Origin of the sequence: Psychrobacter sp. LV10R520-6, assembly GCF_900182925.1 — a bacterium.
GTDB lineage: Bacteria > Pseudomonadota > Gammaproteobacteria > Pseudomonadales > Moraxellaceae > Psychrobacter.
Map to the genome: position 1 here is coordinate 990,669 of NZ_LT900024.1, position 15,422 is coordinate 1,006,090.

Here is a 15,422-nt window from a genome sequence, read left to right on the forward strand (position 1 = left end):
AATAAATAACAAATTATGCGGTATTTAGTATAAAGGATGCGCCGACTAAAAGTGGGAGAAATATAGAGATCTTATCTCTATATAGTCTTTCAAACTTATACGGTCTTCCAACTCTCAATCCAAGCTTGGGCGCTTGATTCAATACGTTCAATAACTTCTTCAAAAGCTTGGCCATCACCTTGATAGGGATCGGGGACATCGTCGCCACCATAGGTTGGGTCTTCTTCGCTAAATAATGCTAATTTTGCTAATGGCTTAGTGGTTATGTTAGCGCTATCGTTTGTATCAGCGATACTGTTTTTGAGTACTTGTAAGTCAGCTAGGTTTTGCGCATCCATTGCCAAAATCAGATCAAAGTTACGGAAGTCATCTGCACTTACTTGGCGGGCCACCAGTTTATTGATATTATAACCGTGAGCTTTGGCATGACGCCGCGCCCGTGCGTCTGGCTTATGACCAATATGCCAATCGCCTGTACCTGCTGAGTCTACTTTCATCGCTAGCCCTGCAATAGCAGCTTGCTGACGAAAAATCTCCTCGGCGGTTGGTGACCTGCAAATATTGCCCAAACAAACTAACAATACAGATGATGGAGTGGATGCTTTAATCAGCATAGTATGACCTTCTATGACAATAAAAAAAACACGCTATAAGAAACCAACATTAATAATGCGGCTTATTAGCATGTAAATGGTTAAACAAATTAGCTCTCAGCGTAACGGTTAATGCCCTGAATGGCAAGAGTCTAAGCTAAACATTAGGGTCATTCATCGAATCTGCGCTGATACTATCTGCGCAGATATTATAGGTTACCGTTGATACTAACGTTTACGTAGCGCGTAGGTAATGCTTTAGCGTTCTTTTAGTTCTATTGGTTAGCCCTAATGGTTAGTCTTGATTGTTTTTAAAGCGCTGCAAGTCACGGCGCTCTTTCTTACTAGGCTTATTATCAGGGCGCGCAAGATTGGCCAATTTACGCTGCTCAGCATAATAGGCACGGCGCTCTTCGCTTTCTTCAGTTTCTGAATATAAGACTTGGGCGGCAGTAGCATTGCCTCGCTGAGCCGTTAATGCTTCCACGGTTACTGTTTTTTCGGTCATCGCGGTTGCGGAACCTTGGCGGATGGTTAATTCATCTCCAACCGCTATCTCTTTACTGGTCTTCACACGGCTACCGCCATAATGCACCCGTCCGCTCTCAATGGCTTGTTTGGCAAGGGTGCGCGTCCGATAAAAGCGTGCTGCCCACAGCCATTTATCAAGGCGGATTTTAATTAAAGCTTGGTTTGTATTATCAAGGTTGTTTTTCATGGTGATCCCTTTGAATACATATGGAATAAGACACTCTAAAACTAATTAAGAATAATAAGTGCTAAGTAAATACTATTAGTGCTAAATGGTTGTAGGATTTTTATATTCAAGTGGTTTTATATAAAAGCGCTCTGTATTGAAGTGCTTTAGTATTATCAATATAAAACTAACGGCTGCTATGGTAGCCGTTTTGCTTTACAACTTTATGAGCCATAGTAGCCGCGTGTTCAGTATTTAACTCGTTTAGCCCATTGATGACACCTGCTATATTTTCTTCAACTTTGCCCTGACTCAGTTTAAACTGAGCCTGTACAGCTTCTATGGTTAGCTCAAACCCAATAATAGCGCGACACATAGTATCAATATAGGCAGCTGGCGCATCTTCTAATGACCAAGGACTATCTGATATAGTTTCCTGCTGTGAGGTCATTTTCCCTAACACCCACTTCAGTCTATCAGTATCTTCAATCAAATTAATGTCTGCTTGTATATGTATACTTTGATAGTTCCAAGTAGGCACTTCTTTATGCGTTTTAGCTTTGGTCGGATACCAATTAGGGCTGATGTAGTGTCCTGAGTCTTGAAAAATGATTAACCAAGATGTAGAGTTCAAAGCATTTTGATAAATTGGGTTTTTCCGAGCAAAGTGACCATAAAGCTTACCGTACTGAGAATGATCGTTATGCCAAAATAAAGGTATATGACAGGCTTCAATACCATCGCTGGTTTGAGCGACCAATGTCGCTAATGGATTGGCTGCAATAAAATCAATAATACTGTCTAAGTTATTTTCAGAAAAGTTTGTAGGGACGTGAATGGCACTCTCAACCTCATACTTTCAGTAGTAGTCAATGAACCATCACAAAAATGATAGGTTACTCTAACAAAGATAGTTTTTAAAGTTAATGACACCACTGTTGTTCACAGGGGATACCATCGTTATTGCCATCCATTTTTGTATTAGGACAATGTTGTATAAAGTAAGTCGCTTCTGCACATGACTTCATTTGTGAGCAATGCTGTCTGCCGTCACAAGAAAAGCTTGGCGTTGCTACTACTGGCGGAGCAGGTTGTGAATTTACTACTGAATTCAGTATTGGGTCTGATGCTGAAGTTGGCTTTGAGTCAACGTACGTCGGCGGTATATCATCAAAGTCAGTGGACGTGAAGGCATAGCCAGTAGAGGTGTCGGTCGCGACATCGATTATGGAGTTAGTAGTAGTGTCATTTTCAGATTGAACAAGTTTATAGCCGTAAAACGCTAGAATGATTAAAACCACGACAATCAATATCTTTTTCATGATCGCTTGATACCTATTCATAGCCGCTATGAATTAATGACCGTTATCAATTAAAAACGGCCATTAGTTAGAAACAGGCATGACACGCTATAATTCATGCCTGTTTTATACTATTTCAAAAACAACTGATAGCCAATATTGTCATTGACCGTAGCACAGTCATAGCCGATATCGAGTAGGGCATCTTGTAACAAGCGTGAGTTGCTCTCAGACGCTTGCAAGCCAACCAAAACGCGACCTTCAGCGGCACCATGATTGCGATAATGGAATAAAGTGATATTAAAATCGTCGCCTAATTTTTCTAGGAAAGTTAACAGCGCACCAGGGCGTTCAGGGAAGGTAATCTTTAATAACTGCTCATTTTCTACATGGGCATGACCGCCAATCAGATGGCGTATATGCGACTTAGCGATATCATCATCCGTTAAATCGTGTGCCGCGTAGCCATCAGCTGCCAATTGGTCGCTGATAGTCTGGCGCTCTTTATCACCTTCTTTTAGCCCAATACCGACAAATATCGCAGCAGGCTCCATAGAGTCTGGTGATAGTTGATTGTCCGCACGGTAGTTAAATTCAGTGATATTACGACCATGTAGACTGCGGCAGAAGTTTAAGAAGGCACCTGTTTTCTCAGGAATGGTAACGGCAAAGATCGCTTCTTTTTTCTCACCAATCTCAGTACGTTCAGCGATATAACGTAAGCGGTCAAAGTTCATGTTCGCGCCACAGATAATACCCACACAGTTCTTATCTTGTATGTTATTAGCCTTGATATATTTTTTCATACCAGCGACTGATAACGCGCCAGCAGGCTCAACGATGCTACGATTTTCTTCAAAAATATCTTTGATAGCGGCGCAGACTTCATCGTTGCTACAAGTTACTACTTCAGGTTCAACCACCGGTCCTGAGTTATCACTTTTTTGGGTGCGAATCACCTCAAACGGCAGCTCGCCAATTTGTGCCACTGCTACGCCATCAACAAATAAGCCAACTTGTTCGAGTTTTACGCGCTCGCCAGCTTTAAGTGCCGCTTGTAGGCAAGCAGATTGTTCGGCTTCTACCGCGATAACTTTAACGTGTGGAACCACTTCGCCAAGGAATGCCGCAATGCCTGAGATAAGGCCACCGCCACCTACAGCAACGAAAACATAGTCCATATTGCGCCATTGCTGGGTCAGCTCAAGACCAATGGTGCCTTGACCGGCAATGACCAGCTCGTCATCGTATGGCGGTATAAACGTTAAGCCTTCACGCTCAGCAAGCGCAATGGCATAACGGTTGGCTTGATCGAAACTATCACCCTGTAGGTCAACATTGCCACCCAACGCTTTGACCGCATCGACCTTAATGTCAGGGGTGGTGGTGGGCATAACGATAATATTTTTTAGCGACAATTTTCGTGCGGAATAAGCAACACCTTGGGCATGATTACCGGCTGAAGCACAGATAACGCCGTGAGACTTTTGCTCATCGCTTAATTGACTGATACGGTTATAGGCCCCGCGCAATTTAAAGGAAAAAACGGGTTGTAAGTCTTCGCGTTTAAAACGAATGTCATTAGCAAAACGCTGGGTCAGCTTGGGTGCAGGCTCAAGTGGGGTTTGAATAGCAACGTCATAGACGGTGGCTTGCAAGATGGCTCGTACCCAATGTGACAGCATAACGACTCCTAATCTAGGTGATGAATAAATAGATGATGAATGAAGATAAAAACGAAATAGATTAGCCTATGCTGATTTTTGTCATCTTGCAAGGCGCAATTGCAATTTCCGTGGTCGTGTTCACGCTAGTTATGATTTAATTAAAGCCTTTATAACGAAACATGCATCCTAAAAATGACCAAAATAATGGCTAAATTAAAATTGGTGGCAGGCTGACATCTGTTATAGGCATCAGTTATAATGACCGCGCATTTTACCTCTTTTATATTGATAAGTTTGTCTTGCCAAGGATTTATGATGAGTGATCAGCACGCACAAAAGCAAGCCGCTGCCAAGGCTGCTCTACGCTATATCGAAGACGATATGATATTAGGGGTAGGGACGGGTAGCACGGTAAATTGTCTGATTGAGTTATTGCCTACATTTAGGCTTGCCGGTGCGGTTGCCAGCTCACAGGTTACAGAAGATAAACTTCGTGCACTCGGTATCGAAGTGGTCGACTTAAATTTTGCCGGTACGCTAGATGTTTATATCGATGGTGCAGATGAGGTTAATGAGCATTTGCAATTAATTAAAGGGGGCGGCGGGGCACTCACTCGCGAAAAAATCGTTGCAGCCGCGTCTAATAAGTTTGTATGCATGGTTGATGACAGCAAAATGGTTAAGGTACTTGGGCGCGAGTTCCCCGTACCGATTGAAGTGCTACCGCAAGCGCGCTCTTATGTGGCACGGCAGTTGGCGCAGTTGGGCGGTGAGCCCGTATATCGTGAAGACTTTGTTACTGATTATGGCAATGTCATCTTAGATACTTATGACTTAGATGTTAGTAATCCGCTTGAGCTTGAACAGCAGTTGAATAATATCGTGGGCGTGGTATGTAATGGTATTTTTGCTGCCAATCAAGCCGATATTGTGTTAAAGGCGGGTAGTGATGGGGTAGAAACCTTAACGCGTTAAGATTAATTTAATATTTTAGCATAACGGTTTTTGTATAGTAAAAAAGGCAGATTACTAATGTAATCTGCCTTTTTTATGGTGTCGATTTTTTACGATATTAACTTTAAAAAATCTTTTTAGACATATCTTTACTATGCAGGCAACTTAATCTTGTCTTTTAATAAAAATTCCATCAATGCCTTTTGCGCATGTAAGCGGTTTTCTGCCTCATCCCAGACTACAGAACGTGGGTCATCGAGCATATCGTGAGAAATTTCCTCTCCACGATGCGCAGGCAAGCAGTGCATAAAGACCACTTCTGGGTCTGCTTTGTCTAATAATGATGGTGTCACTTGATAGGGAGCAAAACGGCGCGCGCGGGTGTTTTGTTCTGACTCTTGACCCATACTGGCCCACACGTCTGTGACAATTAAGTTGGAGTCTTTTGCCGCATCCTGCACGTTTTCGACTAGGCTGACGCAGTGCGAGAAACGCTCCATAAGCGCAGGATCTGGCTCAAAACCATAAGGGGCAGCGACGCGCAGCTCAAAGCCAAACTGATTTGCTGCTTGCATAAACGATGAGCACATATTATTGCCATCACCGACCCAAGTGACGATTTTATTTTCGATACTACCGCGATGCTCGTAGTAGGTTTGCATATCAGCAAGCAGCTGGCAAGGGTGGTAGTCGTCGGTTAGCGCATTGATAATCGGCACACTGGAATATTCCGCAAAAGTTTCAACTTTTTCGTGCCCAAAGGTACGAATCATGATGATGTCAACCATGCTCGATATCACGCGTGCCGAGTCCTCTAAAGGCTCACCGCGACCCAGCTGCGTGTCATTTGGCGATAGAAAAATAGCACTACCGCCGAACTGACCCATACCGGTTTCAAACGATATGCGTGTACGGGTAGATGATTTTTCAAAAATCATACCCAGCGTACGGCCAACAAAGGGCTGATAAATCTCGCCGGCATGTTGCATCTTACGCAATTCACTCGCGCGTTTGATGAGAGCTTCTAGTTCTTGTTTGGTTAAATCAGATAAGGTCAAAAAATGGCGCAAACTCATAGCAGTCCTAGCAGTCGATCACAGTCAATGAAAAATGATACGTTATCAGCCGTCAATGGCGATCAGCTATGCCGTGGTGACAACAAACTTTTAGTATAGCGTAATTACTTCCAATGTAAACGCCCAATTTTGACATGAGGAGTGAGTACTAGGACTTCGTTATTTGGATACATTAGTTAAACTTGTTTGCGCTCTGGACGTGCGCTAAGGCGACACAGAAGCTCATAACCAATAGTACCAGCATGAGCGGCCACTTCATCAACATGAGGCGCACTGCCCCAAAGCACCACCTTACTGTTTAGAGCAATATTTTCAGGTGCTGCACTGATATCTATAACAATCATATCCATCGCGACCCGACCACGAACCGGACAGGGATAGCTTTGGTTATTACCATCATCAGTATTGGCATCGATGACAGAGACATAAGAATCGTCATTGATCACACGTGGATAACCGTCACCATAACCTATACTAATCAATGCCGTTCTGGTATCTTGTTGTGCAATCCAGCGGCTACCATAGCCAATAGCGTCGCCAGCTTTAACCGTTTGAAAGGCCATAATTTGCGCGCTAAAGTCCATCGCAGGCTGTAAATTTAAATCATAAGCAGATTTCGTATTGACCGGCGAGCTACCATATAACATGATGCCTGGGCGTACCCAGTCATAGTGGCTGTCGGTAAAATTCACCAATCCTGCTGAATTGCATAGTGATCCTCTAATATCTGGGCTGATATTATCTCGTAGGACAGTGAGCATGTCAGCGAAGCGCTGTATTTGGATAGCATTTAATGGGTGGTCACGGTCATCTGCATTGGCAAAATGAGTGGTAAGAATCAGTTGGTAGCCAGCAGCATGAAGTTGATTTGCTGCCTGAATGACGTTCTCATCGTTAAAACCCAAACGATTCATGCCGGTATTATATTTAAGCCATACTAGCCGTGTTGGGCTATTAGCTGACGGTACATTCTCTAACGCCCAATCTAGCTGTGGACGATGATGAATGACACAACTGAATGACTGATCAATGGCTTGCTGCCATTCATCCACGCTAAACACCCCTTCAACTAGGCCAATCGTTTTATCCCAGCCTAATTGCCGTGCCTCTAGCGCCTCATCAAAAGTTGCCACGCCGATACCGTCTGCCTGCTGTAGAGCTGGCAAGACCACGGCGACTCCATGACCATACGCGTTGGCTTTCACCATGGCTAGAACTTTTGCAGTAGGCACAATTTTTTTGACTTGCATCAGGTTGTGGGTAAGGGCATCGGGGTTAATAGTGATAGTGGCGGTGCGCATAGTCAGCTTCTTTATTAGCAGAGTTTCAAAGCTACTGACCAGCCAAAGCTATTGTTATTAATAGCCGTTTGTTATCAGCAGCAATTTATCGTTAAAAGTTAATCAAATTATTAAAGGTTAATTGCTTTTTTAAATATTAGGCACGCTCGCGCACTATTCATCATCAAAGGTAACGCCTTGATAGTATTCAGGCGTGAGGTTGATAAAGCGGGTAAACTGCCCCTCAAAACCCAAGCGTAATGTTCCGATAGGACCGTTACGTTGCTTACCAATAATAATCTCAGCCACGCCTTTGTGGTCTGAGTTTTCATTATAAATCTCGTCGCGATAAATAAACATAATCAAATCGGCATCCTGTTCAATTGCGCCAGACTCACGTAAATCTGACATAATCGGGCGCTTATTTGGACGGTTTTCTAGACTACGGTTCAGTTGTGATAGGGCAATGACTGGACATTCAAGTTCACGGGCTAACGCCTTTAGACTACGAGAGATCTCAGAGATTTCCCCAACACGGTTGGTATCAAGACCAGGGACTTTCATTAATTGTAGATAATCGACGATGATAGCGCCTAACTTTCCGTCATGATTTTTGGCGATACGGCGACAGCGTGAACGTAGCTCTGATGGTGGTAGGGCAGTACTGTCATCGATATATAAATGCTTTGATTGCAGATGTTGAATGGCATTCATCATCTTTGCCCACTCATCTTCGTTCATTTGCCCTGAGCGCAGATGGGTTTGATTGATCGCTCCCCACGATGACAATAGACGCATAACAATTGATTCTGCTGGCATCTCCATAGAAAACACCACCACTGGAAGATCTTCATTGAATAAAATCCCCTCCGCCAAGTTCATAGCAAAGGTGGTCTTACCCATAGAAGGACGAGCGGCGACAATGACTAGATCACCAGCTTGTAGCCCTTGGGTTTTATTATTTAGCTCGGCAAATGGGGTTTGCAGACCAATCATGCCATCAGGATTTGATTTGAGCTCTTGAATTTTATCGATGACGTTGGTCAATACCGAAGTAATACCAACCGGCCCGCGCTGCTCAGCGCGTTTATTATGCTGCTCATTGATACTGAATATTTTGGCTTCCACATTGTCCAAAATATCACTGACGGTTTGATCTTTGGGATGATAAGCTAAAGTGAGCATATCATTGCCCGTAGCAATCAGCTGGCGCAAGGTAGACAGTTCACGTACGCGCTGTGCATAGGCCGTTAGGTTAAAGAGAGTCGCTGGGCTTTGGCTTAAGATATCGGCTAAATAACTGTCACCACCAGCACTTTTAAGAAGCTTTTGAGCTTCTAACCAGTCATGCACCATAACCGTATCATAAGGCTCATTAACGGCCGCCAAATGAGCGATAGCGTCGAAGATATATTGGTGCCGCCCCGCATAAAAGTCGTCTTTGGTGACGATGTCGGCAATCTTGTCATATGCCTCTTCAATACTCATCAAAGAAGCCAGCAACGCCTTTTCGATATCGATATTGTGTGGCGGTTGCTGATTGAGTAAGTCGTCGGTCTTGTCGGTGTCTGCCATGAGTGCCTAATTATTAAAAAAAGTCGGTATTCAGAAGTCGTTGTAAAAAATGCATTAAAATAAAACAGTTAAAAGAGTATGTCTAAAAAAATAGTATGATTAAAAATATAAACAGAAAGTGAGCTGTACTTCTACGATAGAGGTACCAAAACGTGGCTTCATCGCTCGCCAGTAAATGCTACAATCAAAAGCGAAAGTTTAACACATTATGTGCTTTTTTCGGACGCTATCAGCAACTATCTATGTATCCGCCAGTCTCTTAATAGATATGAATAGCGAATAAAATGATGCACTAAAAAGTCATAAATATAATAAGAAATATAATAAAATCTGATATTTATAATATGAGTAAGGACAGTTCGACTATGCAAAAACTACCTCTTCTTATCACCACTGGTGAGCCTGCGGGCATCGGTATGGACGTGGTGCTACTACTGGCACAAGCCGGTAAGTTACAAGATTTTTCGCGACCAATTTGGGTGACCGCTGATGCCGCTGCCATGCAAGCGCGAGCAGATGAGTTGGTCGCCGCTGGTGTGTTAACGAGCAAACTATCTTGGCAAACAGCAGATGCACAAATAGATGCTGACGATTTTATAGGGCATATATCACAGCAGTTTGCTGTCACTAATGATGATAATAGCCCTGCGTTTATTTTACTTGATATTCCTTGTGGTGCTCCTGTGGTCGCTGGTCATATTGATATTAATAATGCGCTAATGGTTGCGCAGCAATTAGAAATCGCCCATCAGCTTGCGTCAAATAACACTGTGGCCGCTATAATAACCGGACCACTACAAAAATCTGCGCTGATTGATGCAGATATCAAGCTGTTGGATGGCACGATGTTTAGCGGTCATACGGAATTTTTTATGCAGCAAAGTGGCCGTGATAAAGTGGTAATGATGTTAGCCAATCCAACCATGAAAGTCGCCTTGGTGACCACTCATTTGGCTCTAAAAGATGTGCCCGCTGCTATTACTGCAAATAATGTACGCCAGACCGTACAAATTGTGCTCGATGATATGCGCTCAAAATTTGGCTTGACTCAACCGCGTATTTTAGTTTGTGGTCTTAATCCGCATGCTGGCGAGGGTGGGCATTTGGGCACGGAAGAGATTGAAATTATCAATCCTGTGTTGCAAGAATTTATCGCAGCAGGGGTAGATATCTCGGAGGCGATGCCCGCTGATACACTATTCACGCCCAGACATTTGGAGAATTGTGATGCAGTCATTGCGATGTATCATGATCAAGGATTGCCGGTACTTAAGTCGCATGGTTTTGGTGATACGGTTAATCTAACCTTAGGGTTGCCTTATATTCGAACGTCTGTAGATCATGGCACGGCGCTTGATTTGGCGGGTCGCGGCGGCGCCAGTGCTACTAGCTTATACCAAGCGTTGGTTATGGCGAATGAAATGGCAGATAAGGCTTTGGCTCATTAGAATACGCTACTTACAATCATTGATTTACTTTAAAAAGAATACAATGCTGCTAGGATAAATTTTTTGGAGCCTCTAAAGTTGAGACGCCGCACAGCAAGCGAGGAAAATTTGTACCAGTAGCACATTATAATACTTGTGCCATTTTTATTTTGAACGGACTATATTTTTCAACCTACAAGATAATGCGAAATGCAGGCTGATTATAAGCTGTGATATAATTTAAAAAATATAAAACCACTCTCTTACTGCCTTATTAGCGGTATTTACTATTTTATTGTTTATTAATTAAGAATCCTTTATGTCTAAACCTTCGTTTGACGCCGAAACCTTATCTGCCAGCTTGCGAGCTGCCAAACACCAGCCACGCAAACGCTTTGGGCAAAATTTCTTGCATGATCGCAGTGTTATTCGTGAAATTGTCGATAGTATTCATTTAAGTCGTGATGAAAACCTAATAGAAATTGGTCCCGGTATGGGGGCATTGACTGAACCTTTATTAGCTGAAGTCGACGCTATGACTGTCATTGAGCTTGATCGAGATTTGGCAGATAGCTTACGCATTCGTATCGGTGCCAACAGCCATCCTAACTTTACGATTATCAAAGCCAACGCCATGAGCGTTGATTATCGCGAGCTATACACCCCCGAGCGTGGCAAGCTACGCGTGGTGGGCAATCTACCGTATAATATCTCTACGCCGATACTATTTCATTTGCTTAGTTATGCCGATGTCATTCAAGATATGCACTTCATGTTACAAAAAGAAGTAGTAGAGCGTATTACCGCCGACGTTGGCAGCAAAATCTATGGTCGTCTGTCAGTCATAATGCAATATCATTGTGATACCGATTATTTACTGACCGTACCCAGAGGTGCTTTTAACCCACCGCCCAAAGTGACTAGTGCGGTCTTTCGCCTTACCCCGCATATTGATAAGCCAATAGTGGCAGAAGATGAGCAGCATTTTGCACTCATAGTACGTGAGACCTTTAACCATCGCCGCAAAACCCTGCGCGCTATTTTTAAAAAATCAACCCTGCTATCCACACTAAGCGAAGACGATTTTGCAGCTTGTAATATTGATCCACAAGCACGTCCAGAGACTCTAAGCGTCAGTGACTTTGTGAATTTAAGCAATCATGCGCGTCATTTAGAAGTAGAGAGCTAAAGTATATTTATTATTGATAAACGTTATCCGTATCTCTAGCGTCGATTGTTTTCAATAAATATTTCTTTATGCACTTATCTTTCAATAATAATTATCAAGTCTTAGCAACAGAGGCATTATGAGTTTTCGTCATCAATACGTCATCGGTGATTTGCAAGGTTGCTATGGCGCGTATCGTCAATTACTTGACACCCTAGATTTTGATCCTACCCAAGATAAGCTATGGTTTGCCGGTGACTTAGTGGCGCGCGGTGAAGACTCATTGAGTACCTTGCGCGATGTGAAAGCGTTATGTGAGCAAGGCGCAGCAGCGACTGTCCTTGGTAATCATGATTTGAATTTGCTAGCGGTGTGGCGCGGGGCGACTAAGATTAAGAAAAAAGACAAGACGGCGCCAATTTTTGCCGCCGATGATAGCGAGGAATTACTGCAATGGTTACGTCATCAGCCGATTCTAGCTTATCCTGACGCTCATACGGTATTGGTACATGCGGGTATTCCACCGCATTGGAGTATTGAGGCAGCAGCAGATTACGCACTGCAGTTGGAGGCACAGCTGCAAGGCAGTTTATATCAGCTTGATCGGATACTGCCACACTTATATAGCAAAACGGTCGATGAGTGGCACACCGGTATTAATGGTTTTACCAAAACACGAGCAATTGCTAATTATTTTACCCGTATGCGACTATGCAAACAGGATGGCACACTGGAGTTTAGCTTTACCACCAGTCTCGATGAAGCGATGCCAGATGATTTTGCGCCATGGTTCGAATGGCAAGTGCCACGCGAGCGTAAGATATTGTTTGGACATTGGGCAGCGCTTAAAGGTGATATTGATCTACCACACGCTCGTGCCCTTGATGGCGGCTGCGTCTGGGGTAATTATCTATTGGCTTACCGATTAAGTGACGGTAAAGTTATCACTTCTAGTGCGCACTGTCCTACGCCACAGCCTTAAATCACAATCCGCTGAATTTGTTTATTCCGACATTTTTTAAGTGAGCTCGTTTTAAGCAAAAAAACAAGTCGCCGCCCCAATCTAATTCGGTAGGTTGGGCGGCTTTTTGGGTTTAGGAAGTGGCGTTTTGGCATCCCCCGCAGCTTTGCTACCAGAGCCCTCATGACTACTACCAGAGCTATTATGACTACCATCAGAGCCCTCATGATGGTTATTGTTTTTGCCATTAGTAGCTGCGTCAAGCGTTTTGGTGGCCTTATCATATTGAATGTCATCAGTGTAGGGTACGCTGTTGAGCTCTTCATCTACTAGCCCATCGTCAAGGTCGATTATATTTTTGGGTGAGGCGTTAAATAACGTAGTCTGAGCTACCTGTCCTGTACTGATATCATCGATATTATTAGCTTGAGGTTGATTGTCGTAGTAGATGTCCGTTGCGTCAGATTTCATGGACTCAGGTAATATTTTGATATCAGATAAGCGTCTGACGACATAATCATTGGGTATTGGCTTGCCGTCTTTTTGTGCTGAGCTGTCCTCAAAAATCATATGCCCTTGGCTATCGATACGCGCGTATTTCATGGGATTGTCGCGTGGCCAGAAAAAATCAGACGGGTGATGAATAATATGGCCAAAGACGAGTTTGGTGAGCCGACTCCATTCAAAGAATCTGACTTCTTTAGAACGCAATGCTACAAATAGGGCAAGCGAAAAGCTTACCATCAAGTTGACGATACCAATAAGCGCGACCCCAAGGAAGGACAATAAAATGACTTCCCAACTCATTTGTGTGGCTGATAGGTTAAACAGTCCGTGCGCCAAGTTTGCCGAAGCAAAAGCAATGTGACGAATATCAATCGGTAAACCAAATAAGTAACCGATAGTGGCGGTACTGCCTAAGAATACCCCAAATAAAAAGTTGCCCATGATCGCGCCAAGATTGGCTTCTATAAAGCCGCCCAAACGCTGAAGCCATGATTTGGGTAATAAATATTGCAGTAACCGATGCCGTTGAATCCGCGCACCAATTTGATTGTAAACGGCCAAATTATCATAGTAGCCAGCAATAAGACCAGATAAGAATAGATAAACCCCGGCAATGGCCGCGTGCGGTAGCGCTAATGAGCGAAAGGGATCTAGATCATGGAGAAGGTGGCCCGCCTTATCCGGATCAATCATAGGCGTACCCGTGTACTGCAGCCATGCAAAAGAGATAATCAGCGCCACCGGTATGGCCAGCATAATATTGCCCATAATAGCGATGAATTGGGTGCGCAAGATATCGACCATCAGCTCTGATAACTTAGTGAGCTGATGTGATTTTTTACCCGAGCTGTCTGAGATGGTCGAGGCGATAGCAGCAGCGGTCATTGCCGGCTGTTTGGTTGCCACTGTACCATGAATGACGTGGATAAAAACGAAACCTAAGCCATAGATCATACTGTTTATAAAGGCTCGGCCCATTGGTGCCAGCGCTAAATGATAAGCCAATATTTTAGTAGTGGCCATAAAAGCAATCACAAACCCGCCGATAGAAGCTTTTTTAAACATTTTTTGGTAGCCAGCTTTATCGGTACTGATATAGTGTTCACCAACGCGGCTGGCGTTTTCGGTCACTTTACGTGAGAGTAGCTTGGTATTGTTATCAATCAAATAACCAATACTATAAAGACGATTGGCAGAGGTGATCAGCGCCTGAATAAGTTCAATCACTGCGCGATCGTGTTGTTGAGAGTCATCTGAAACCAGCTGAGTTAAGACACGCATGCGCTGCAAACTTTGATCGAGACGCAGCATCATATTGGTCAGGCGGATGGAAATACCGGTTTTATAAATACGTTTGCGGACGGTGGCGACGATATCTTCACATTGCTCCAGCATGACTAATAATGGCGCTGGGTTGACCGCTTGTTCAGGAGTAATATCAGTTAAATTATCTAGCTCGTGTGTTTGTCGATATTGATTAACAAATAAAACTGCTTCCTGATTTTGTGCCACAAAGGACGCTGAGTAGTTTAGTATTTGCGGGTAAGCTCCCATCAAATCAGGATGTAGTCCGATACCACTGATACGATAAGATAAAATAACAATAGCGTTCAAAATACTATTTTTTGCCGTGGCGACTAAGTACAGATGTTGTTCTTTGACTTGAAGTAATTCAACTAAAGCATCCCACTTTTCTTTTTCGATGTTAGCCAGCCAGCGCTCATCAGAGCGCTTATCGAATAAATATCCTACTAGCTCAACGACCGAGTCATCTTGTGGCAGTAGCGGTAAAAATCGATGCCCGATTAAGCGGCGCAGGCTACTAAAAAATCCCTCATCTGACATGATGCCAGTATCAGTATATAGGGCAATTTGGCGATATTGGATAATCAGCTTTAATACAAAGCTGGCAAGTCCATCACCATATTCTGGATGTTGACGTAAGATATTAATAAGGGTCTGGAGGTTTTTATTGGCTAAAACGGGCTCCTTATCAGTCACTCGCAGCTCATCAATTAAGCGTTTGAGAACCGAAGGATCGGGTACATCACTTAAGGCAGTAATCTGCTGTAAAATGCGTTTCATTTCTGACACATCGTACCCTTTATTGTGGTTGTTCGAATATGGGTTGTTTTTTTGGATATTTAAAATGACTTAACCAGATAGCAGCATATTTAGCTGTTATTAAAAGTCAAAGGCTAGCCCGCTGTTATTTT

At 43.4% G+C, this 15,422-nt stretch carries 12 protein-coding genes and 1 pseudogene; 4 read left to right on the forward strand and 9 right to left on the reverse strand.

What is annotated here, in order from left to right; translation table 11 throughout:
* Positions 1–95 precede the first annotated feature (95 nt).
* From U1P77_RS04080 to ilvA, 5 genes and pseudogenes are all read right to left on the reverse strand, one after another.
* On the reverse strand, positions 96–614 hold the full coding sequence (locus tag U1P77_RS04080; protein WP_321156109.1) for a low molecular weight protein-tyrosine-phosphatase: 519 nt from the start codon (positions 612–614) through the stop codon (positions 96–98).
* Positions 615–888: 274 nt separating this feature from the next.
* Complete coding sequence (locus U1P77_RS04085; RefSeq protein ID WP_321156110.1) at positions 889–1,311, reverse strand: Hsp15 family ribosome-associated heat shock protein; 423 nt, start codon at positions 1,309–1,311, stop codon at positions 889–891.
* A gap of 166 nt (positions 1,312–1,477) precedes the next feature.
* Positions 1,478–2,128, reverse strand: coding sequence for an FMN-binding negative transcriptional regulator (locus tag U1P77_RS04090; protein WP_321156613.1), 651 nt, complete (start codon positions 2,126–2,128; stop codon positions 1,478–1,480).
* Between the two features lie 85 nt (positions 2,129–2,213).
* Positions 2,214–2,378: pseudogene (locus tag U1P77_RS04095) on the reverse strand (excalibur calcium-binding domain-containing protein); the annotation flags it as partial.
* 344 nt (positions 2,379–2,722) lie between these two features.
* Entirely contained in the window at positions 2,723–4,276 is a 1,554-nt protein-coding gene (gene ilvA / locus U1P77_RS04100; protein WP_321156111.1) for a threonine ammonia-lyase, biosynthetic, read from the reverse strand.
* A 297-nt stretch (positions 4,277–4,573) separates the two neighbouring features.
* Here ilvA and rpiA point away from each other — a divergent pair, with 297 nt between their 5' ends.
* Positions 4,574–5,233: a ribose-5-phosphate isomerase RpiA gene (rpiA, locus tag U1P77_RS04105; RefSeq protein WP_321156112.1), complete on the forward strand. Its 660-nt coding sequence runs from the start codon at positions 4,574–4,576 to the stop codon at positions 5,231–5,233.
* 131 nt (positions 5,234–5,364) lie between these two features.
* On the opposite strand, the gene argF is transcribed toward rpiA, so the two are convergent.
* The 3 genes from argF to dnaB all read right to left on the reverse strand — a co-directional run bounded on the left by argF (position 5,365) and on the right by dnaB (position 9,143).
* Positions 5,365–6,288, reverse strand: a complete 924-nt coding sequence (gene argF, locus U1P77_RS04110) for an ornithine carbamoyltransferase (RefSeq protein ID WP_321156113.1) — start codon at positions 6,286–6,288, stop codon at positions 5,365–5,367.
* Between the two features lie 176 nt (positions 6,289–6,464).
* Positions 6,465–7,589 (reverse strand): alanine racemase, encoded by a 1,125-nt coding sequence (gene alr / locus U1P77_RS04115; protein WP_321156114.1) that lies wholly within the window; start codon positions 7,587–7,589, stop codon positions 6,465–6,467.
* Between the two features lie 153 nt (positions 7,590–7,742).
* Positions 7,743–9,143 carry a replicative DNA helicase gene (gene dnaB / locus U1P77_RS04120; RefSeq protein WP_321156115.1) on the reverse strand — a complete coding sequence of 467 codons (1,401 nt, stop codon included), beginning with the start codon at positions 9,141–9,143 and terminating at the stop codon, positions 7,743–7,745.
* A 365-nt stretch (positions 9,144–9,508) separates the two neighbouring features.
* Here dnaB and pdxA point away from each other — a divergent pair, with 365 nt between their 5' ends.
* The 3 genes from pdxA (at position 9,509) to U1P77_RS04135 (ending at position 12,720) form a co-directional block, all read left to right on the forward strand.
* Positions 9,509–10,591, forward strand: a complete 1,083-nt coding sequence (gene pdxA / locus U1P77_RS04125; RefSeq protein ID WP_321156116.1) for a 4-hydroxythreonine-4-phosphate dehydrogenase PdxA — start codon at positions 9,509–9,511, stop codon at positions 10,589–10,591.
* 298 nt (positions 10,592–10,889) lie between these two features.
* Positions 10,890–11,759 (forward strand): 16S rRNA (adenine(1518)-N(6)/adenine(1519)-N(6))-dimethyltransferase RsmA, encoded by an 870-nt coding sequence (rsmA, locus tag U1P77_RS04130; protein ID WP_321156117.1) that lies wholly within the window; start codon positions 10,890–10,892, stop codon positions 11,757–11,759.
* A gap of 118 nt (positions 11,760–11,877) precedes the next feature.
* Complete coding sequence (locus U1P77_RS04135; RefSeq protein WP_321156118.1) at positions 11,878–12,720, forward strand: symmetrical bis(5'-nucleosyl)-tetraphosphatase; 843 nt, start codon at positions 11,878–11,880, stop codon at positions 12,718–12,720.
* 81 nt (positions 12,721–12,801) lie between these two features.
* On the opposite strand, the gene U1P77_RS04140 is transcribed toward U1P77_RS04135, so the two are convergent.
* Positions 12,802–15,300: a site-specific recombinase gene (locus U1P77_RS04140; protein WP_321156119.1), complete on the reverse strand. Its 2,499-nt coding sequence runs from the start codon at positions 15,298–15,300 to the stop codon at positions 12,802–12,804.
* Positions 15,301–15,422: the final 122 nt, after the last annotated feature.

What these genes read in the sequence shown, in the direction of transcription:
- U1P77_RS04135 (WP_321156118.1), top strand. Translation starts at nt 11,878, where the DNA reads ATGAGTTTTCGTCATCAATACGTCATCGGTGATTTGCAAGGTTGCTAT.
- dnaB (WP_321156115.1), bottom strand. Translation starts at nt 9,143, where the DNA reads ATGGCAGACACCGACAAGACCGACGACTTACTCAATCAGCAACCGCCA.
- rpiA (WP_321156112.1), top strand. Translation starts at nt 4,574, where the DNA reads ATGAGTGATCAGCACGCACAAAAGCAAGCCGCTGCCAAGGCTGCTCTA.
- argF (WP_321156113.1), bottom strand. Translation starts at nt 6,288, where the DNA reads ATGAGTTTGCGCCATTTTTTGACCTTATCTGATTTAACCAAACAAGAA.
- rsmA (WP_321156117.1), top strand. Translation starts at nt 10,890, where the DNA reads ATGTCTAAACCTTCGTTTGACGCCGAAACCTTATCTGCCAGCTTGCGA.
- alr (WP_321156114.1), bottom strand. Translation starts at nt 7,589, where the DNA reads ATGCGCACCGCCACTATCACTATTAACCCCGATGCCCTTACCCACAAC.
- ilvA (WP_321156111.1), bottom strand. Translation starts at nt 4,276, where the DNA reads ATGCTGTCACATTGGGTACGAGCCATCTTGCAAGCCACCGTCTATGAC.
- U1P77_RS04085 (WP_321156110.1), bottom strand. Translation starts at nt 1,311, where the DNA reads ATGAAAAACAACCTTGATAATACAAACCAAGCTTTAATTAAAATCCGC.
- pdxA (WP_321156116.1), top strand. Translation starts at nt 9,509, where the DNA reads ATGCAAAAACTACCTCTTCTTATCACCACTGGTGAGCCTGCGGGCATC.
- U1P77_RS04080 (WP_321156109.1), bottom strand. Translation starts at nt 614, where the DNA reads ATGCTGATTAAAGCATCCACTCCATCATCTGTATTGTTAGTTTGTTTG.